Origin of the sequence: Pseudarthrobacter sp. B907, assembly GCF_040137805.1 — a bacterium.
Taxonomy (GTDB): Bacteria; Actinomycetota; Actinomycetes; order Actinomycetales; family Micrococcaceae; genus Arthrobacter.
Genome location: NZ_JBEEQE010000002.1, coordinates 24,132 through 39,015 on the forward strand (window position 1 = coordinate 24,132; position 14,884 = coordinate 39,015).

Genomic DNA, 14,884 nt, shown 5'->3' on the forward strand with positions numbered 1-14,884 from the left:
GTCAGTCGCGGAAGGGGAAAGGGCCGGTTTGGTAGTTTCGCTCACAGGTGCCAGCCTAGTTCCCATGATCGACAATTTCACGCCAGCCCCGTTCGCCGCCGAACTGGAAGCCGCCGGGGTTCCCGCGGAACTGCACGACTGGCTGGGCCGGATGGGCGTCGGTGCCCTCGTCGTGAAGATGGGCATCCACTTTGTGGAGCTGAGCCCGGAGCGCACGGTGGCCACTATGCCGGTGGAGGGCAACACGCAGGTGGCCGGGATCCTGCACGGCGGCGCGCACGTGGTGCTCGCCGAAACGCTGGGGTCCTTTGCCGCCGGCATGCACGCCGGCCCGGGCCGGCAGGCGCTGGGGATTGACGTCAGCGCCACGCACCACCGCGCCGTTTCCGCCGGGACCGTGACGGGCACCTGCACCGCCATCCATCTGGGCCGCACCCTGGCCACGCACGAAATTGTCATGACCGACGAACAGGGCCGCCGGCTTTCCACCGCGCGGATCACAAACCTGCTCCGCGATATCGACGGGTAGCCCGCGGGCAAGCCGGCCCGGAGCGCCTGCCCGGAGCGCCGGGGCGCCGGGCGGCGTCGTCAGGGCCGGGGCCCCGGGGCCGGCCCCGTGGTTCAGGTGGTGCCGGGGACGCGGTAGCGGAGTTCGACGATGCCGCGGCCCATGGTCCGCGAGGCAAGCAGCTCCAGCGGCGCCGTCGGCCGGGCCAGCGGCAGCAGCGGCTTCCCGTTGCCCAGCACCACCGGAATGATCGAGACGATCAGCTCCTCCAGCAGGCCGGCGTCGGCGAACTGGGCGGCAAGGACTCCCCCGCCCACCACCCAGACGTTCCGGCCCCTGGCCGCCGCCTTCAGGTCCTCCGCGAATTCGGTCACCGGTCCACGGACAAAGGTGACATCGGCGCCCTGCGGGGCCGCCAGTTCGTGGTGCGTGAACACCCAGCACGGGGTTCCGGGGTAGGGCCAGGTGCCGGCTTCGTGCTTCCGGAGCCACGCGTAGGTCTCGCCGCCCATCGCGATCGCGCCGACGTCGGCCATAAACGCCTCGTAGCTCTCCATGCCGCCGGCGAACCCGTCGAACTGGAGGAGCCAGTCAAGGTTGTCGTCCGCGGTGGCGATGAAGCCGTCCAGCGAGGCCGCTACGAAGTACTGGAAAGTCGGCATGGACCAAGCGTAGCCACTCGCGCAGCCCTTTCCCAGAGCGATAACTGCCGCCCCGCTGCCGGGGACCTACTTGCTGAAGTACGGGATGATCAGGTACAGCCCGAAGAGCACCGCGACGCCGCAGAGGCCGAAGCAGACGTAGGAGAGCGGCCGGACCCAGCCGGGCTGGTTGGTCCGCACGTCACCGGCGATGGCGGTGAGCCGGACGCCCAGGGCGTAGAGGACGACGACGGTCACCGCGGCGACGAGGGTTGCCCCCGCGACGAGGACGAGTTCGAGCCATTTCATTTGCGGCCATCCTTGGAGTTGTTGGTGCGGCTGACCGCCGCGGCCTTCTTCTTGGCGAACCGGATGGCCTGGCCGGCCTCTTCAACCTCGACGGCGTTGTGGTGGCCGACGTGGGATTTCCGGGAGGCCACAAACATGTACACCACTGCGGCGGTCCCGGCGACGGCGGCGATGACAAAGCCGACGGTGCCGGTGTGCACCAGCATCGCAGTCAGGGCGCCGACGATGCCCGCGGCCGGGAGGGTAAAGAGCCAGCCGACGACGATCTTCCGGGCCGTGGTCCAGCGCACGGAGGTGCCGCGCCGGCCCATGCCCGAGCCGATGACCGACCCCGAGGCGACGTGGGTGGTGGACAGGGCGAAGCCCAGGTGGGAGGAGGCCAGGATGGCGGCGGCGGTGCTGGTCTCGGCGGCGAAGCCCTGGGCCGGTTTCACGTCGGTCAGCCCGGTGCCCATGGTCCGGATGATGCGCCAGCCGCCGGAGTAGGTGCCCACGGCGATGGCGAGGGCACAGGCGGCGATGACCCAGAACTGCGGGCCGGTGCCGGGGGCCTGGCTGCCGGCAGAAATCAGGACCAGGGTGATGATGCCCATGGTCTTCTGCGCGTCGTTGGTGCCGTGCGCGAGGGCCACGAGGCTTGAGGTGAAGATCTGCCCGGTGCGGAAACCGCCGCGCTTCTGCGTGAGCTTGCTGCCTGTTTCGGGGTCGTGCCGGGCGGTCAGCGCATAGGCGAGCCGGGTGCAGACGTAGGCCACGGCCGCGGCGATCACGGGCGCGAAGACGGCCGGCAGGAGGACCTTCTGGACCACCGAGGTGAAGTTCACCGAGTGCAGGCCGATACCGGCGATGGCCGCGCCGATCAGGCCGCCGAAGAGTGCGTGCGAGGAACTGGAGGGCAGGCCCTTCAGCCAGGTGATCATGTTCCAAAGGATCGCGCCCATCAGGCCCGCGAAGATGACGTCCGGGGTGATCTGGACACCGTCGGAGCCTTCCCGGATGATGCCGCCGGACACCGTCTTCGCCACTTCGGTGGAGAGGAACGCGCCCACGAGATTCAGCATGGCCGCCAGGGCGACGGCGGTCCTCGGCTTGATCGCACCGGTCGCGATGGGCGTGGCCATCGCGTTGGCGGTGTCGTGAAACCCGTTTGTGAAGTCAAAGAACAGCGCCAGCGTTATCACTAGCGCCACCATTACGGTGATTTCCACCTGTTGCCCAATCTGCAGAGTCGACGGTCAGCAGTTTCAGTCCCCGTGGCGGCCCTGTTGGTCACTGTTCATCTGCTCTTAAGCTGGAATCCCTTGCGCAGTTCACCAAAGCTGTCCTGAAACCCAGTAGATCGTACGTGTCTATGCGTGCTGGGCAAAACAACGCGCCCGTGTGCCGCCGCCGTGGCCCGCCGTGGCCCGCCGTGGCCCGCCGTGGCCTGCCGCGGCTCAGACGGGCGGACGGCTGCGGGTCTGTCCCGCGTCGAGCATGCCGGCGATCTTCCCCTCCAGGGAGGCCAGCGTTGCTTCCGGCAGCACGATCAGGCCGTCCAGCTCCCGTCTGGCCCGCTTGTAGGCTGTCTGCCGTTCAGCCGGGGTGGCGGCCGCATCGGAGGCGATCCGCAGCAGCTTCCGGGCAGTGGCGAGCCGCTCGCGTTCCGGGCCGGTGAAATTGCTGTCCCGAATCCGCCGGGCCTCGCGCTCGGCGACGTCGAAGGCCAGCTCGAAGCTGCCCACCGCTGCCCGGTACTCCGCCAGCCGGGCCGCCGTCGACATGTCGGCGGCGGTGGCGGGCCGGAGTCCGTCGGCTTCGCGTTTGGCCCTCAGGAACGCCACAGTGAGGGGTTCTCGCACGTCGGTCATGACAGGGAAATCAATTAATTTACCGACGTCCAGTTCGTAGTCCAGCCAGCGCCGGTTGACCGCATCGTGGGCGTCCACAAGTGCCTGCACCTGGCTCCTGCCGGCCTGCTCGACTTCGGTCTGGTGGTTCCTGAGCCGGTACAGTTCCACCTTCCGGCGGTGCCGACGTTCGGCGGCCTTGCTCCAGGAACGGGCCCAGCCGCCTAGGAGGCCGCTGATCGGAAACACAAGCCACCAGTAGTGGCCGACGAAATTGAAAAGGGAATCCACGGCAACATCCTCCCACCCGGCAAAGACAGCGGAAAGCCCCCTCCGTGAAGGGGGCTCCGCGGGTAACCGCAGGCGTTGGCGGCTCAGTCCCCGTGCTTGACCTTGTGCACCCGCGTCACCACGGTGGGGCTCGTCACGTTCAGCAGCACGGCGTGGGCCGTGGAGCCAAGCACCAGCCGGGAGAAGCCACCGCGGCCGCGGCTGCCGACCACCAGCAGGCGCGCGTCCCGCGCCAGGTCGGTGAGCGCTTTCGCCGGTTCGGTGTCGGTTTCGAGGCGCTGGTGGATCACCAGGTCCGGGTACTTGTCGCCGAGCCCGGCCACCGATTCGGCGAGGACGATCCGGTCCTCTTCGACGATCGTCTCGGCGAGACCGCTCTCGGGCAGCTGGTGTTCAACCCAGCGGGCCGGGCTGCGGAAGGCCAGGACCACGGTCAGTTCGTCGCCGCCGCGGTCAGCCTCGGCGGCAGCGAACGCGACCGCCTGTAGCGACTCCTCCGATCCGTCCACCCCCACCACTACGCCGTGGCTGCCGGTTCCGGGTGTACTCGGGATGACGGCCACCGGGCTGTCCGAGGCGGTCACGATCTGGAGGGCGCGGTCCGTCATGGGTCCGCCGTCCATCCAGTGTTTATCGTGGGCGCCGACGACAACCATGGAGGCTTCTTTCGAGGCCTCGCGCAGGCCCGAGCCGGGACTTCCGTGCCGCAACTGGACGTCAACGTCGACGTCGGGGGCCTGGCTCTTTGCACTGGTCTTGGCCTTCTCCAGCAGTTCCATCCCGGATTCGCGGATGAGCTCGTGGTACTGGAAGTCCGGGGACATCCAGCGGTCGTCCACGGCGTGGACACACAGGACCGGGAGCTTCTGCGCTGCAGCGCGCTTCAGCGCCCACGTCAACGCGGCCTCACTGCCCGCCGAGCCGTTGATGCCGACGACGATTGGTTTACTCATGCTGAATCCTGCTCTTTTCCATGGCGCGAACGTGTGCGTGACCCCGAGCAGGGGCCCCGGCAGCGCACCGTTCTGTGACCACTGCTGAGACCGAGGCGGGGCCGTTGAAGGCCGCTGCTGTTTGGCATGACTCGCCGGCAGCACCGAGGCTCTGCCGACACTTCAGTGTGCCCCGGGCCCCGGCGGCCGGTTAGGGCCTTAAGCCCCTCACCGGGACGCTCCGGCCGCCGGTAGCGTCCCGGCCAGGATCAGCCGCAACCCCGACCGCAGTGCAGCGGACCAGGACGCCAGGACGGGACACGCCATGGACACGCACAGCCACCGGCAGACGCCGCCCAAGGACTCTGCCTACCCCGGCAGCGGAGCCGGGGGACTGAGCGGCCTGGTCTCCGTTGCTCTGGGCATCGTGGGCGGTGCGTTGGAAGGCGCGCTCAGCGGGCCATGGCCCGCGGCCGGGGACCCCGGCTACGCCGGCTACCTGCTCGCCAACCGCACGACGATCCGGGCCCAGAGTATGCTCTTCGTCTTCAGCTCGGCCGCCCTGCTGTGGTTCCTGGCCTACGTCCGCGGATACCTGCTGCGCACCGAAAAGGCTCCCGGCACACTCTCCGCCCTCACTTTGGGTGCCGGGGTCCTCGCCTGCGGCACGAACATCCTCGGCCAGGCCGCCCAGCTCACCCTCACGCTTCCGGCGGAGTCGCACATTACGCCGGACGTGGCGGGGGCGGTGGCCGACCTTTGCCTGGTGACGCTGAACCTGGCGAATCTGCCCGCCGGAATCATGTTCAGCGCCGTCGCGCTGCTGTCTCTCCGGCTGCGGGCGTATCCGCGGTGGCTCGGGCTCATCGCCGCCGCGGCGTTCACCTCGGTCTTTTCGCTCGTCCCGACGGAAGGCGCACTTGCACCCACGGGCTGGCTTGCCACGGTGCTGCGGCTGGTGCCGCTGCTCTGGTACGTCCCGGCCGCCGTCGTGATGTACCGCAGCCGCGGAATGCCGGAGCGGCTACGGCCGCCCTAGAAGCCGGTCGGTTCGGTCTCGAATTCCGGCTCCACGGCCGGCCCTTCGTGGTGCACCGGGCGCAGCGCCGCGGTCTGTTCCAGCCAGATCAGCGCATCGTAGCGCTCGCCCATCCGGGTCGGGACGTAGTTCCCGTGTTCCCGCTCCGGGTGGTAGACGACGCCGATGGCCCGGTGTCCCAGCCAGCTCGACTGCCACGGGCCGGTCCGGTCGTCGCCGAACTCCAGCACGGCGGGCACGCCGAGGGCCACGTGCAGGAAGTCCTCATGGCTGCCGGGCCGGGCGGCGGGGACGGGCAGGATCCGCTCCGGCGTCCCCCAGGCGTCCGCGGCGATCACCGTGCCGCGGTGGGAGGCGAAGCCCAGCAGCAGGACCCCTTCGGGGGCATGCCGTTCCCGAAGGAGCTGGCCGACGTTGACCAGCCCGTCCTGCGCCATGTCGGTGCCGCGCGCGTCCCCGATGTGGGTGTTGTGCTCCCAGATGATGCCCTTGGACCCAGCGCCCAGGTGGCGGCCCAGCCGGTCGATGGTGTCGGCCATGTGGTGGTCCCGGACATTCCAGGACTGCCGGTCGCCGCGGACCATGATCCGGTAGTAGTGCTCGGCATTGGCGGCCACTTCGGCGTTCTGGACGGCGTCGAAGGCCTCCTCGTCATGATCGCCCGGGCTGAACACCCGGCTCCGGACCTCGCTGAGCAGGGCCACGACGTCGGCTTCGCAGGAGTTTGGCACCAGCCGGGTGCTCCAGGCGTACTGGTGCGGGTCCTCGTGGTGCGGCAGGAAGCACTGCCAGGCGCGCATGGCGGCGGGGACGGCGTCGGGCAGGTGCTCCTGGAGCCAGCCGATAATCTCGCGCAGCGAGTCCCAGAGCGAGTAGACGTCGAGGCCGTAGAAGCCGACCCGTTCCGCCGCGGGCCGGCGGGAATTCCAGCTGCGCAGCCAGTCCAGGAACCCGGCCACTTCCTCGTTGGCCCACATCCAGGTCGGCCAGCGCTGAAATCCGGCGAGGAGCGCATGGACGCCCTGGTCCTGGCCGCTGAGCCCGCGGACCCACTGGTTAATCCGCCAGCAGTCGGGCCAGTCCCCTTCCACACCGATCCAGGTGTAGCCCTGCTCCTCGATCAGCCGGCGGCTGAGCGTGGCCCGCCAGGTGTAGAACTCGTGGGTGCCGTGCGAGGCTTCCCCGATCGCGGTGAAGCGGCACTCCGCGGCGCGCCGGACCAGGCCGTCCAGGTCGCGGTCGCTGCGGAGCTGGCGTGCGAGCGAGTGGATCTCGCCGAGGAGGGACGCCCTGGTGACGGTGCCCGGGTTCACCGCGGATCCCCGATGTCGATGCGTTCCAAGTGCTCCGGAACCCGGGCCCGCCAACCCAGCTCGCGCTTGATCCGGACCCGCAGCGCGTCGGCGGCCTCCGGTTCGCCGTGCGTGATGTAGGTCATCCGGGGTTCCCGCGGCGCCGCCTTCATCCAGCTGATCAGGCCGTCCGTGTCGGCGTGCGCGGACAGGTTCTCCATCTGGATGACTTCGGCCCGGATCCGTACGTCCTCCCCGTAGATCCGCAGCTCCCGTTCCCCGGCGGCCAGCGTGGCACCGCGGGTGCCGCCGGCCTGGTAGCCGCTGAGGATGATTGCGTTCTTGGGGTCGGGGCCGTAGGCGGCGAGGTGGTGCAGGATCCGGCCGCCGGTCAGCATGCCGCTAGCGGAAATGATGATCATCGGCCCGCCGCGCAGGTTTAGCAGCTTGGAGTCGTCCACGCTGCGGGTGAGCTTGGCGATGCTGTACATGTGCTCGTATTCGTCCCTTTTGAGCCGGTGCTCCTCGGGGTGCCGCTGGTACATTCCGGAGGCGTCGATCGCCATCGGGCTGTTCAGGTAGACCGGGATGTCCGGGATCGCGTTCTTGCGGCGGAGCCGGGAGAGGTACAGCATGAGCGTCTCGGCCCGTCCGACGGCGAACGCGGCGAACATCACCACGCCGCCCCGCTTGGCGACCCGCGTGATGATCTCCGCGAGCTGTTGTTCGGGATCCAGCGTGGAGTGCAACCGGTTTCCGTAGGTGGACTCGGTCACGAGGACGTCGACGGCGCCCAGCGGCCGGGGCGGGAACATAAACGGATCATCCGCGCGGCCCAGGTCGCCGGTGAAGTGCACCGACTGGGAGCCGATCCGGACGTGGACCTGCGCCGCGCCGAGGATGTGCCCGGCCGGCACGAACGTCAGTTCCATCCCGCCGCCTAGGTCCAGCGGGTCGTCGAAGTCGCGGATCTGGAAGCTGTCGAGCGATTTCACGGCGTCTGCGGCCGTGTACAGCGGCAGCGCCGGGCTATGCCGGGAGGATCCGCGGTGGGCCGCGTAGCGGGCCTCCTCCTCCTGCAGGTAGCCGCTGTCCGGCAGGATCAGCTTGCATAGGTCCGTGGTGCCGTCGGTGGCGATCACGGGTCCGGTGAAGCCGTCCCGCACCAGCGCCGGGACGTAGCCGGTGTGGTCCAGGTGCGCATGGGTGAGGACGACGGCGTCGATCGAACGCGGCGGAACGGGAAAGGGCATGCGGTTGCGCTCACGGCTGCGTTTGTAGCCCTGGAACAGCCCGCAGTCGACCAGCACCCGGCGTCCGCCGGCTTCAAGCATGTAGCGGGAACCGGTCACAGTGTCGGTGGCACCGAAGAACCGGAGGGTCGGCCGCTCGTGTTTCATGGTGCTTCCGTTCCCGAGTCCGTCAAACCCACCTTCCGCGCAATCCGGCCCCTCCCCTAGGGCCGAAAGTCACGGTCACAGCAGGCACCGGGCACCCGGGCATGCAGGCCGGCGGCGCCCGCACCGGTAGGCTTTTTGGGCAGGCTCTTTGGGCCGGCGTGAGGGCGGGGCGAGAGCCGGACACCGCCATTCCCAATGGCAAGGACTGAGCATGAAGAAGAAACCCACCCGCGGCGCCCCGGTCCCCGGCGTCCCCTGGGCGGACCGGCCGTGGACGAAGCACTACAGCCCGGGAGTCCCCGCCAACCTCAAGTTGCCCGAGGGTTCCCTCGTGGACCTGATTGACTCCTCCGTCCGGCGCTTCGGCGCTAAGACCGCGCTGGAGTTTTTCGGCGCCACCACCAGTTACCGGGAGCTGGGTGCGCAGATCAACCGGGCGGCCGCCGGGCTGAAGAAGCTCGGCGTGAAGGCCGGCGACCGGGTCGCCTTGGTCCTGCCGAACTGCCCGCAGCACGTGGTCGCCTTCCACGCCGCGCTGCGCCTCGGCGCGGTGGTAGTCGAGCACAACCCGCTCTACACGGACCGTGAACTGCGGCACCAGTTCGAGGACCACGGCGCCGCCGTCGCGATCGTCTGGGACACGGCGGTGGAACGGGTGCTGCAGCTACCCGCCGACGTCGGGCTGCAGAGCGTCGTCTCTGTCGAACTGATCCCGGCGATGCCGCTGGGCAAGCGGCTCGCGCTGCGGCTGCCGCTGCCGGCAGCGCGCCGGGCGCGGGCCGCCCTGTCCGCCGGCAAACCGTCCGCCCGTAAGCAGGCAGCCGGCCATGCTGGCGGCGGCGCCCGGCGCCAGGTCCTGCCGTGGCGCGAGCTGCTCGACGCCGGTGAACTGAAGAAGCGGCACCCGCGCCCCGCGCCGGAGGACCTGGCCGTGCTGCAGTACACCTCCGGCACCACCGGGACGCCCAAGGGCGCCATGCTCACGCACGCCAACCTGCAGGCCAACGCCGCCCAGGGCAGGGCCTGGGTGCCGGGCCTCAAGGACGGGCGCGAAACCGTGTACGCGGTGCTGCCCATGTTCCACGCGTACGGGCTGACCCTGTGCATGACCTTCGCCCTAAGTACCGGCGCAAGGCTGGTGCTGTTCCCCAAGTTCGACGTCGACCTGGTCCTGAAGGCGCACCGGAAATCCCCGGCGACCTTCCTGCCCGCGGTGCCTCCGATCTACGACCGGCTCGCGGCCGCGGCGGCCCGGCAGGGCATCAGCCTCAAGGGCATCCGCTACTCCATTTCCGGGGCGATGAACCTGCCGGCTGCGACGGTGGAAACCTGGGAGAAAGCGACCGGCGGCCAGCTTATCGAGGGCTACGGGCTGACCGAGACCTCCCCCATCTCGGTGGGCAACCCGTTCGGGCCGAGCCGTAAGCCCGGCACAGTGGGGGTGCCGTTCCCGCTGACCGACATCCGCGTGGTGGACCCGCAGAACGTCCTGATCGACCGGGGCCCGGGCGAAGCCGGTGAACTGCTCATCCGCGGGCCGCAGGTGTTCGCCGGCTATTGGAAGCGGCCGCAGGAGACCGAGGAGGCGCTGCTGGAGGGCGGCTGGTTCCGCACCGGGGACATCGTCTCGGTCGACAATGATTTCTTCGTCACCATCCGGGACCGGATCAAGGAACTCATCATCTCCGGCGGCTTCAACATCTCCCCCACCGAGGTGGAGGACGTGCTCGCCGAATTCCCCGGCATCGCCGAGGTCTCCGTCGTCGGACTGCCCCGGCCCGGCGGCGGCGAGGACGTGGTGGCCGCCGTCGTACCGGCCCCCGGAGCCACCGTCGACGCCGGTGCCCTCCAGGAATTCGCACGCCGGCAGCTTGCGGCCTACAAGGTGCCGCGGCGCGTGGTGGTCCTGGAGGAGCTGCCGCGCTCGCTGATCGGCAAGGTCCTGCGCCGGGAGATCCAGAAAATGCTGGTGGCCGGCTGACGGGTCGCTGGGAACCCGCCAGCCGGCGGTACCACCATGCTGCCCCTGGACGCGGCGCCCGCTCCTGTAACGCGTCAGGACGCGGGGGCCGGAGGGCGCGAACCCACATCCAGAAGCTGATGGTGTTAACAGAATGCAGGCCGGTCCTTGCGAAAACTTGGACCGGCCTCCCGCTGCCGACGGCGCACAGCGTTCGGAGGGCCCCGCCAGCCGCAGGATCTGCCCAATTGCTTGCGGCGCTCCGGGCAAGCTGATAGGCCTGTAAGGAGCGTGAAGGTAGGGTGCCTAGTGTTGTTATGCCCGCCGCCGGATGCCCGGCGGCGTCTGCAGAAGGGAAGTTGACGTGACTCGTAAGACTCCGCGCATTGAGGAAACCAGCGAAAAGGACCTGGAGGTCGGCAAGGGACCGAAGCACTGGGCTGCCGGTGTCCCGGGCGTTTACCATTCCATGGTCCCGGCCGTGGAGCAGATGGGCCTCAACCGGACCCGCAAGACGGTCATGAAGATGAACCAGAAGGACGGTTTCGACTGCCCCAGCTGCGCCTGGCCGGACCCGCACCACCGGAAGGCCTTCGAGTTCTGCGAGAACGGCGCCAAGGCCGTCACCTGGGAGGCGACGCCAGTGGTGATCCCGACGTCGTTCTGGGCGGAAAACTCTGTCAGCGAGCTGCGCAACCGCTCGGACTACTGGCTGGGCATGCAGGGCCGGCTCACCGAACCGGTCTACAAGGCCGCCGGCGAGGACCACTACAAGCCGATCGGCTGGGACGAAGCAATCCGCATCATCACCGGCAAACTCAAGGGGCTGGACTCCCCCGACGAGGCCGCCTTCTACACCAGCGGGCGGACCTCCAACGAGGCTGCGTTCCTCTACCAGCTCCTGGTCCGCGGCTACGGCACCAACAACCTGCCGGACTGCTCCAACATGTGCCATGAGTCCTCGGGCTGGGCCATGGGGCAGACCATCGGCATCGGCAAGGCCACGGTCAACTTCGACGACTACGCCGACGCCGACCTGATCATCATCATGGGCCAGAACCCTGGCACCAACCATCCGCGCATGCTCACCGAGCTCGAGAATTGCAAGCACAACGGCGGCGAAATTGTCGCCGTCAACCCGCTGCCCGAGTCCGGCCTGCACCGTTACAAGAACCCGCAGAAGGTCAAGGGCATCATCGGCCGCGGTACCTCCATCGCGGACCAGTTCCTGCACATTCGCATCGGCGGGGACATGGCCCTGCTCCAGGCGGTCTCCAAGCGTGTGCTCGACGCCGAGGCGAAGAACCCCGGCACCGTCCTGGACCAGGCCTTCCTGGCCGAACACTGCGAGGGCCTCGAGGAACTCAAGGAACACCTGGCCCTGCTGGACGAACAGGCCGTGCTGGACGCGACCGGGCTGCGCACCGAGGAAATCGACGAGTTGGCCGCCCGCTACCTGAAGGCCGAAAAGGTCATCATCACCTGGGCCATGGGGATCACGCAGCAGAAGAAGGGCGTGGCAACCATCAAAGAGATCATCAACCTGCTCCTGCTGCGAGGCAACATGGGCAAGCCCGGCGCCGGCGCCTCGCCGATCCGCGGGCACAGCAACGTGCAGGGCGACCGGACGATGGGCATCTGGGAACAAATGCCGCAGTCCTTTATGGAAGCCCTGGGCGAGGAGTTCGGCTTCGAACCGCCCCGCGAGCACGGCGTGGACGCAGTGGAAACCATCAACAAGATGCAAGAGGGCGAAATCAAAGTCTTCATGGCCATGGGCGGCAACTTCGTCGGCGCCATCTCGGACACCAACGCCGCTGAGGCCGCGGTGGCCGGGACGGAAATGTCGATCCAGGTCTCCACCAAGCTCAACCGCTCGCATGTGGTGACCGGAGCCGAAGCCCTGATCCTGCCCACCATGGGCCGGAGCGAGATCGACATCCAGGAGTCCGGCGAGCAGTTCGTCTCGGTGGAGGACACCGTCTGCGCGGTGCACCCGTCCTGGGGCAGCGTGGAACCGGTTTCGCACCACCTGCTCTCCGAACCGGCCATCCTGAGCCGCCTCGGCAAGGCTCTGGTCGGCGACAAGATCAGGGCCGACTGGGACGGTTACGAGAAGAACTACGACCTGATCCGGGACCACATCTCGCGGGTGGTGGGCGGCTGCGAGGACTACAACGAGCGGATCCGCCAGGAAGGCGGCTTCATCCTCGCCAACGGCCCCCGCGACTCGCGCACCTTCCCGACGCCGACCGGCAAGGCCGTCCTCACCGTGAACGAACTCGAACACGTGGAGCGGCCCGCGGGCACGCTGATCCTGCAGACCATGCGTTCGCACGACCAGTTCAACACCACCATCTACGGCCACAACGACCGCTACCGGGGCATCAAAAAGGGCCGCCACGTGGTGTTCGTGAACCCGGACGACATCAGCGAACTGGGCCTCTCGGACGGGCTCTACGTAGACATCCACGGCGAATACCAGGACGGCGTCGAGCGTGTGCTGCGCAAGTTCCGGGTGGTCTCCTACCCCACGGCTCCGGGCTGCGCCGCAGCGTACTACCCGGAGGCCAACGTGCTGGTGCCGCTCAATCACACGGCCGAAGGCAGCAACACGCCGGTCTCGAAGGCGGTCATCGTCCGGCTCGAACCGAGCCTGGACCAGACGCCGGACAGCCCGGCCCGGCTGCACGCAGCCCCGGGGGTCACGACGCCGGCCTAGGCCGCCGCCGCGGGGCATGTGCCGTGGGCCCGGCGCCTCTGGACATGCCCAACCCCGGTTACGGCCACTGGACATAATGCCAATATGTCCGTTCTTGGCGTCACGCGAAGGGCAAGTCCCTTAGGCCCGGCGCCAGGGACCACGGCATATGTGCTGCCGCGCGCCAGCGGACATGCCCAATCCGTGCCGCAGCCACTGGACATGCCCAGTCCCGGCTGCGGCCATTGGACATAATGCCTATATGTCCATCCTTGGCCGTGGACTGGTCACCGCCAAGGAAGGGCATGTCCATTGGGAGGGCTCACGCTTCGGAGGACATGCCCAATCCCGGCCGCGGCCACTGGACATAATGCCTGAATGTCCATCCTTCGCCGCCAAGGGACGGCATGTCCATCGGGAGCGCTCACGCTTCGGAGGACATGCCCAATCCTGGCTGCGGCCACTGGACATAATGCCTATATGTCCATCGTTGGCCGCCAAGGATGGGCATGTCCCCCGGAGGTGGGTTGGCGGCACAGGGTGCCAGGATGCTATTGGGCGCGCTTGGCCCAGCCCTTCTCGTCCGGGCCGCCCGACTCCCCGTGTTCGCACAGTTCGATGACCTTGTTGGAGGCGGCGTGCACGGCTTCCTGGGTGTTCTTGCGCCCGTTGGTGGACGCCGTCCCCGCGGCATAGCCCACGATGAACGCACTGATGGCATCCGCGTGCGGCCCCACGGCCTTTAGTGACTCGTCCGCGACCTGGACGATCTTCTCGTGGTCGACTTCCAGGTCCAGGATCTGCAGGGCCTGGATCAGGCGGGCGCTCCAGTGCCGCAGCGAGCTGTCTTCATCTCGGGGCAAAGTCATGTGCTACTCCTCTTCGTCGGTACAAACGTCGATCGGCTGTCCCTCAAGGGGTAGCACCGAATCCGGCCAATGTGCAACGCGACACAGGCAACGCCGGCCCCGGTGTGCCGGCCGTTAGCTCCACAACGCGACGTGAAACTTGGAACCGCGCCGCTCCAGGCCGCGGGAACCGCCGCGGGCGACCATGGCCGCCGTCGCGTCCGCGGTGCGGACAAAGCGCTGCAGGGTTTTCGCCATGGTGGTGGTGCGGTGCTGATCCAGCGTGCTGGCCCACCACAGGCCCGGAACGGGGGTGCCGGCGACGGGCAGGCGCAGCAGGGCGCCGCTGCGGACCTCGGCCTGGACGATGTGCCCGACGGCAAGCATGGTCCCCTCCCCTGCCCGCACGGCAGCCAGGGCGTCGGTCTCGCTGCTGAGCCTGATGATCTCCGGCACGACGCCGAGGCCCGCGAGCCAGCGCCCCTCCTCCGAGCTGTCCAGGATGCCCGCGGGGCCGGCGAACCACGGCCGCCCGAGCAGCCGCTCCACGCCGAGCGGGCCGCGCACCCGGCCCAGCGGGTCGGAGCCGGCCGCGACGAAGACCCGCTGGTAGCGCAGGAAGGGGACGGACTCAAGGCCAGGGTCGGCGGCCGTGGTGCCGGCGGGGGCCGGCGGCCGGGCACCAAGGGCGATGTCATAGGCGCGCTCCAGCAGCAGACCGGCGAGGTCCTCCGCAGCCACGGCGACCACGTCCACGGAAGCGCCGGGGACGCGTTTGGTGAACAGGTCCAGCAGCCGGCCCGCCGCGTGCTCGGCGAAGGGTGCGGTGGCGGCGATTTTCAGCCGCCCGGCGTCGTTCTTGGCGTTGGCGACCTCCCAGCGGGCCTGGTCCGCGAGCCCGACGATGTCCTGCGCGTAGTCCGCGAGTGCCCGTCCGCCGGGGGTCAGGGTGATCCCGCCCGCGGCCCGAACAAACAAGGGATCGCCGAGATCCTGCCGGAGCGCGGCCAGGGCCGCGGAAACCGCGGGTTCGCTGACGCCCAGGGCCGTGGCCGCGGCGTGCAGGGAGCCCAGCCGCGCCACCAGCGCGAACGTCCGCAGCTGGCTCAACGTCATCGACACGGCTTCATAACC

General features: G+C 68.8%; 13 protein-coding genes. 4 read left to right on the plus strand and 9 right to left on the minus strand.

All coding sequences use genetic code 11. The annotated features are described in order from the left end of the window. Positions 1 to 64 precede the first annotated feature (64 nt). On the plus strand, positions 65 to 529 hold the full coding sequence (locus ABLI39_RS01680) for a hotdog fold thioesterase (RefSeq protein WP_146337665.1): 465 nt from the start codon (positions 65 to 67) through the stop codon (positions 527 to 529). 92 nt (positions 530 to 621) lie between these two features. Here ABLI39_RS01680 and ABLI39_RS01685 read toward each other — a convergent pair whose 3' ends face one another. The 5 genes from ABLI39_RS01685 to ABLI39_RS01705 all read right to left on the minus strand — a co-directional run bounded on the left by ABLI39_RS01685 (position 622) and on the right by ABLI39_RS01705 (position 4,531). Beyond that, positions 622 to 1,170, minus strand: coding sequence for a dihydrofolate reductase family protein (locus ABLI39_RS01685; RefSeq protein ID WP_349411626.1), 549 nt, complete (start codon positions 1,168 to 1,170; stop codon positions 622 to 624). A gap of 66 nt (positions 1,171 to 1,236) precedes the next feature. Next, positions 1,237 to 1,458 carry a hypothetical protein gene (locus ABLI39_RS01690; protein ID WP_349411627.1) on the minus strand — a complete coding sequence of 74 codons (222 nt, stop codon included), beginning with the start codon at positions 1,456 to 1,458 and terminating at the stop codon, positions 1,237 to 1,239. Next, complete coding sequence (locus ABLI39_RS01695) at positions 1,455 to 2,666, minus strand: inorganic phosphate transporter (RefSeq protein ID WP_349411628.1); 1,212 nt, start codon at positions 2,664 to 2,666, stop codon at positions 1,455 to 1,457. Before ABLI39_RS01695 ends, ABLI39_RS01690 begins: the two co-directional genes overlap by 4 nt. A 228-nt stretch (positions 2,667 to 2,894) precedes the next feature. Continuing rightward, on the minus strand, positions 2,895 to 3,578 hold the full coding sequence (locus ABLI39_RS01700; protein WP_349411629.1) for a hypothetical protein: 684 nt from the start codon (positions 3,576 to 3,578) through the stop codon (positions 2,895 to 2,897). Between the two features lie 83 nt (positions 3,579 to 3,661). After that, complete coding sequence (locus ABLI39_RS01705) at positions 3,662 to 4,531, minus strand: universal stress protein (RefSeq protein WP_349411630.1); 870 nt, start codon at positions 4,529 to 4,531, stop codon at positions 3,662 to 3,664. Positions 4,532 to 4,835: 304 nt separating this feature from the next. Here ABLI39_RS01705 and ABLI39_RS01710 point away from each other — a divergent pair, with 304 nt between their 5' ends. Next, a complete protein-coding gene (locus tag ABLI39_RS01710) occupies positions 4,836 to 5,549 on the plus strand; it encodes a hypothetical protein (RefSeq protein ID WP_349411631.1) in 714 nt (237 codons plus the stop codon). Here ABLI39_RS01710 and ABLI39_RS01715 read toward each other — a convergent pair. Both ABLI39_RS01715 and ABLI39_RS01720 read right to left on the minus strand, forming a co-directional pair. Then, the gene (locus tag ABLI39_RS01715) at positions 5,546 to 6,862 is read right to left on the minus strand and encodes an erythromycin esterase family protein (RefSeq protein ID WP_349411632.1); all 1,317 of its coding nucleotides are present in this window, start codon (positions 6,860 to 6,862) and stop codon (positions 5,546 to 5,548) included. The two genes, ABLI39_RS01710 and ABLI39_RS01715, sit on opposite strands and share 4 nt — an antisense overlap. After that, positions 6,859 to 8,241 carry an MBL fold metallo-hydrolase RNA specificity domain-containing protein gene (locus ABLI39_RS01720; protein ID WP_349411633.1) on the minus strand — a complete coding sequence of 461 codons (1,383 nt, stop codon included), beginning with the start codon at positions 8,239 to 8,241 and terminating at the stop codon, positions 6,859 to 6,861. The genes ABLI39_RS01715 and ABLI39_RS01720 overlap by 4 nt, the downstream gene beginning before the upstream one ends. Before the next feature lie 211 nt (positions 8,242 to 8,452). On the opposite strand from ABLI39_RS01720, the gene ABLI39_RS01725 reads away from it, so the two are divergent. Beyond that, positions 8,453 to 10,222 (plus strand): long-chain-fatty-acid--CoA ligase, encoded by a 1,770-nt coding sequence (locus tag ABLI39_RS01725; protein WP_349411634.1) that lies wholly within the window; start codon positions 8,453 to 8,455, stop codon positions 10,220 to 10,222. 343 nt (positions 10,223 to 10,565) lie between these two features. After that, complete coding sequence (locus ABLI39_RS01730) at positions 10,566 to 12,923, plus strand: FdhF/YdeP family oxidoreductase (protein ID WP_349411635.1); 2,358 nt, start codon at positions 10,566 to 10,568, stop codon at positions 12,921 to 12,923. A 530-nt stretch (positions 12,924 to 13,453) separates the two neighbouring features. Here ABLI39_RS01730 and ABLI39_RS01735 read toward each other — a convergent pair. Together ABLI39_RS01735 and ABLI39_RS01740 are read right to left on the minus strand one after the other, a co-directional pair. Continuing rightward, a complete protein-coding gene (locus tag ABLI39_RS01735) occupies positions 13,454 to 13,771 on the minus strand; it encodes a DUF6457 domain-containing protein (RefSeq protein WP_349411636.1) in 318 nt (105 codons plus the stop codon). A 114-nt stretch (positions 13,772 to 13,885) separates the two neighbouring features. Continuing rightward, positions 13,886 to 14,866 carry a LysR family transcriptional regulator gene (locus ABLI39_RS01740; RefSeq protein WP_349411896.1) on the minus strand — a complete coding sequence of 327 codons (981 nt, stop codon included), beginning with the start codon at positions 14,864 to 14,866 and terminating at the stop codon, positions 13,886 to 13,888. Between the last annotated feature and the right edge of the window lie 18 nt (positions 14,867 to 14,884).

What these genes read in the sequence shown, in the direction of transcription:
- ABLI39_RS01725 (WP_349411634.1), top strand. Translation starts at nt 8,453, where the DNA reads ATGAAGAAGAAACCCACCCGCGGCGCCCCGGTCCCCGGCGTCCCCTGG.
- ABLI39_RS01720 (WP_349411633.1), bottom strand. Translation starts at nt 8,241, where the DNA reads ATGAAACACGAGCGGCCGACCCTCCGGTTCTTCGGTGCCACCGACACT.
- ABLI39_RS01735 (WP_349411636.1), bottom strand. Translation starts at nt 13,771, where the DNA reads ATGACTTTGCCCCGAGATGAAGACAGCTCGCTGCGGCACTGGAGCGCC.
- ABLI39_RS01740 (WP_349411896.1), bottom strand. Translation starts at nt 14,866, where the DNA reads ATGACGTTGAGCCAGCTGCGGACGTTCGCGCTGGTGGCGCGGCTGGGC.
- ABLI39_RS01685 (WP_349411626.1), bottom strand. Translation starts at nt 1,170, where the DNA reads ATGCCGACTTTCCAGTACTTCGTAGCGGCCTCGCTGGACGGCTTCATC.
- ABLI39_RS01680 (WP_146337665.1), top strand. Translation starts at nt 65, where the DNA reads ATGATCGACAATTTCACGCCAGCCCCGTTCGCCGCCGAACTGGAAGCC.
- ABLI39_RS01705 (WP_349411630.1), bottom strand. Translation starts at nt 4,531, where the DNA reads ATGAGTAAACCAATCGTCGTCGGCATCAACGGCTCGGCGGGCAGTGAG.
- ABLI39_RS01710 (WP_349411631.1), top strand. Translation starts at nt 4,836, where the DNA reads ATGGACACGCACAGCCACCGGCAGACGCCGCCCAAGGACTCTGCCTAC.
- ABLI39_RS01690 (WP_349411627.1), bottom strand. Translation starts at nt 1,458, where the DNA reads ATGAAATGGCTCGAACTCGTCCTCGTCGCGGGGGCAACCCTCGTCGCC.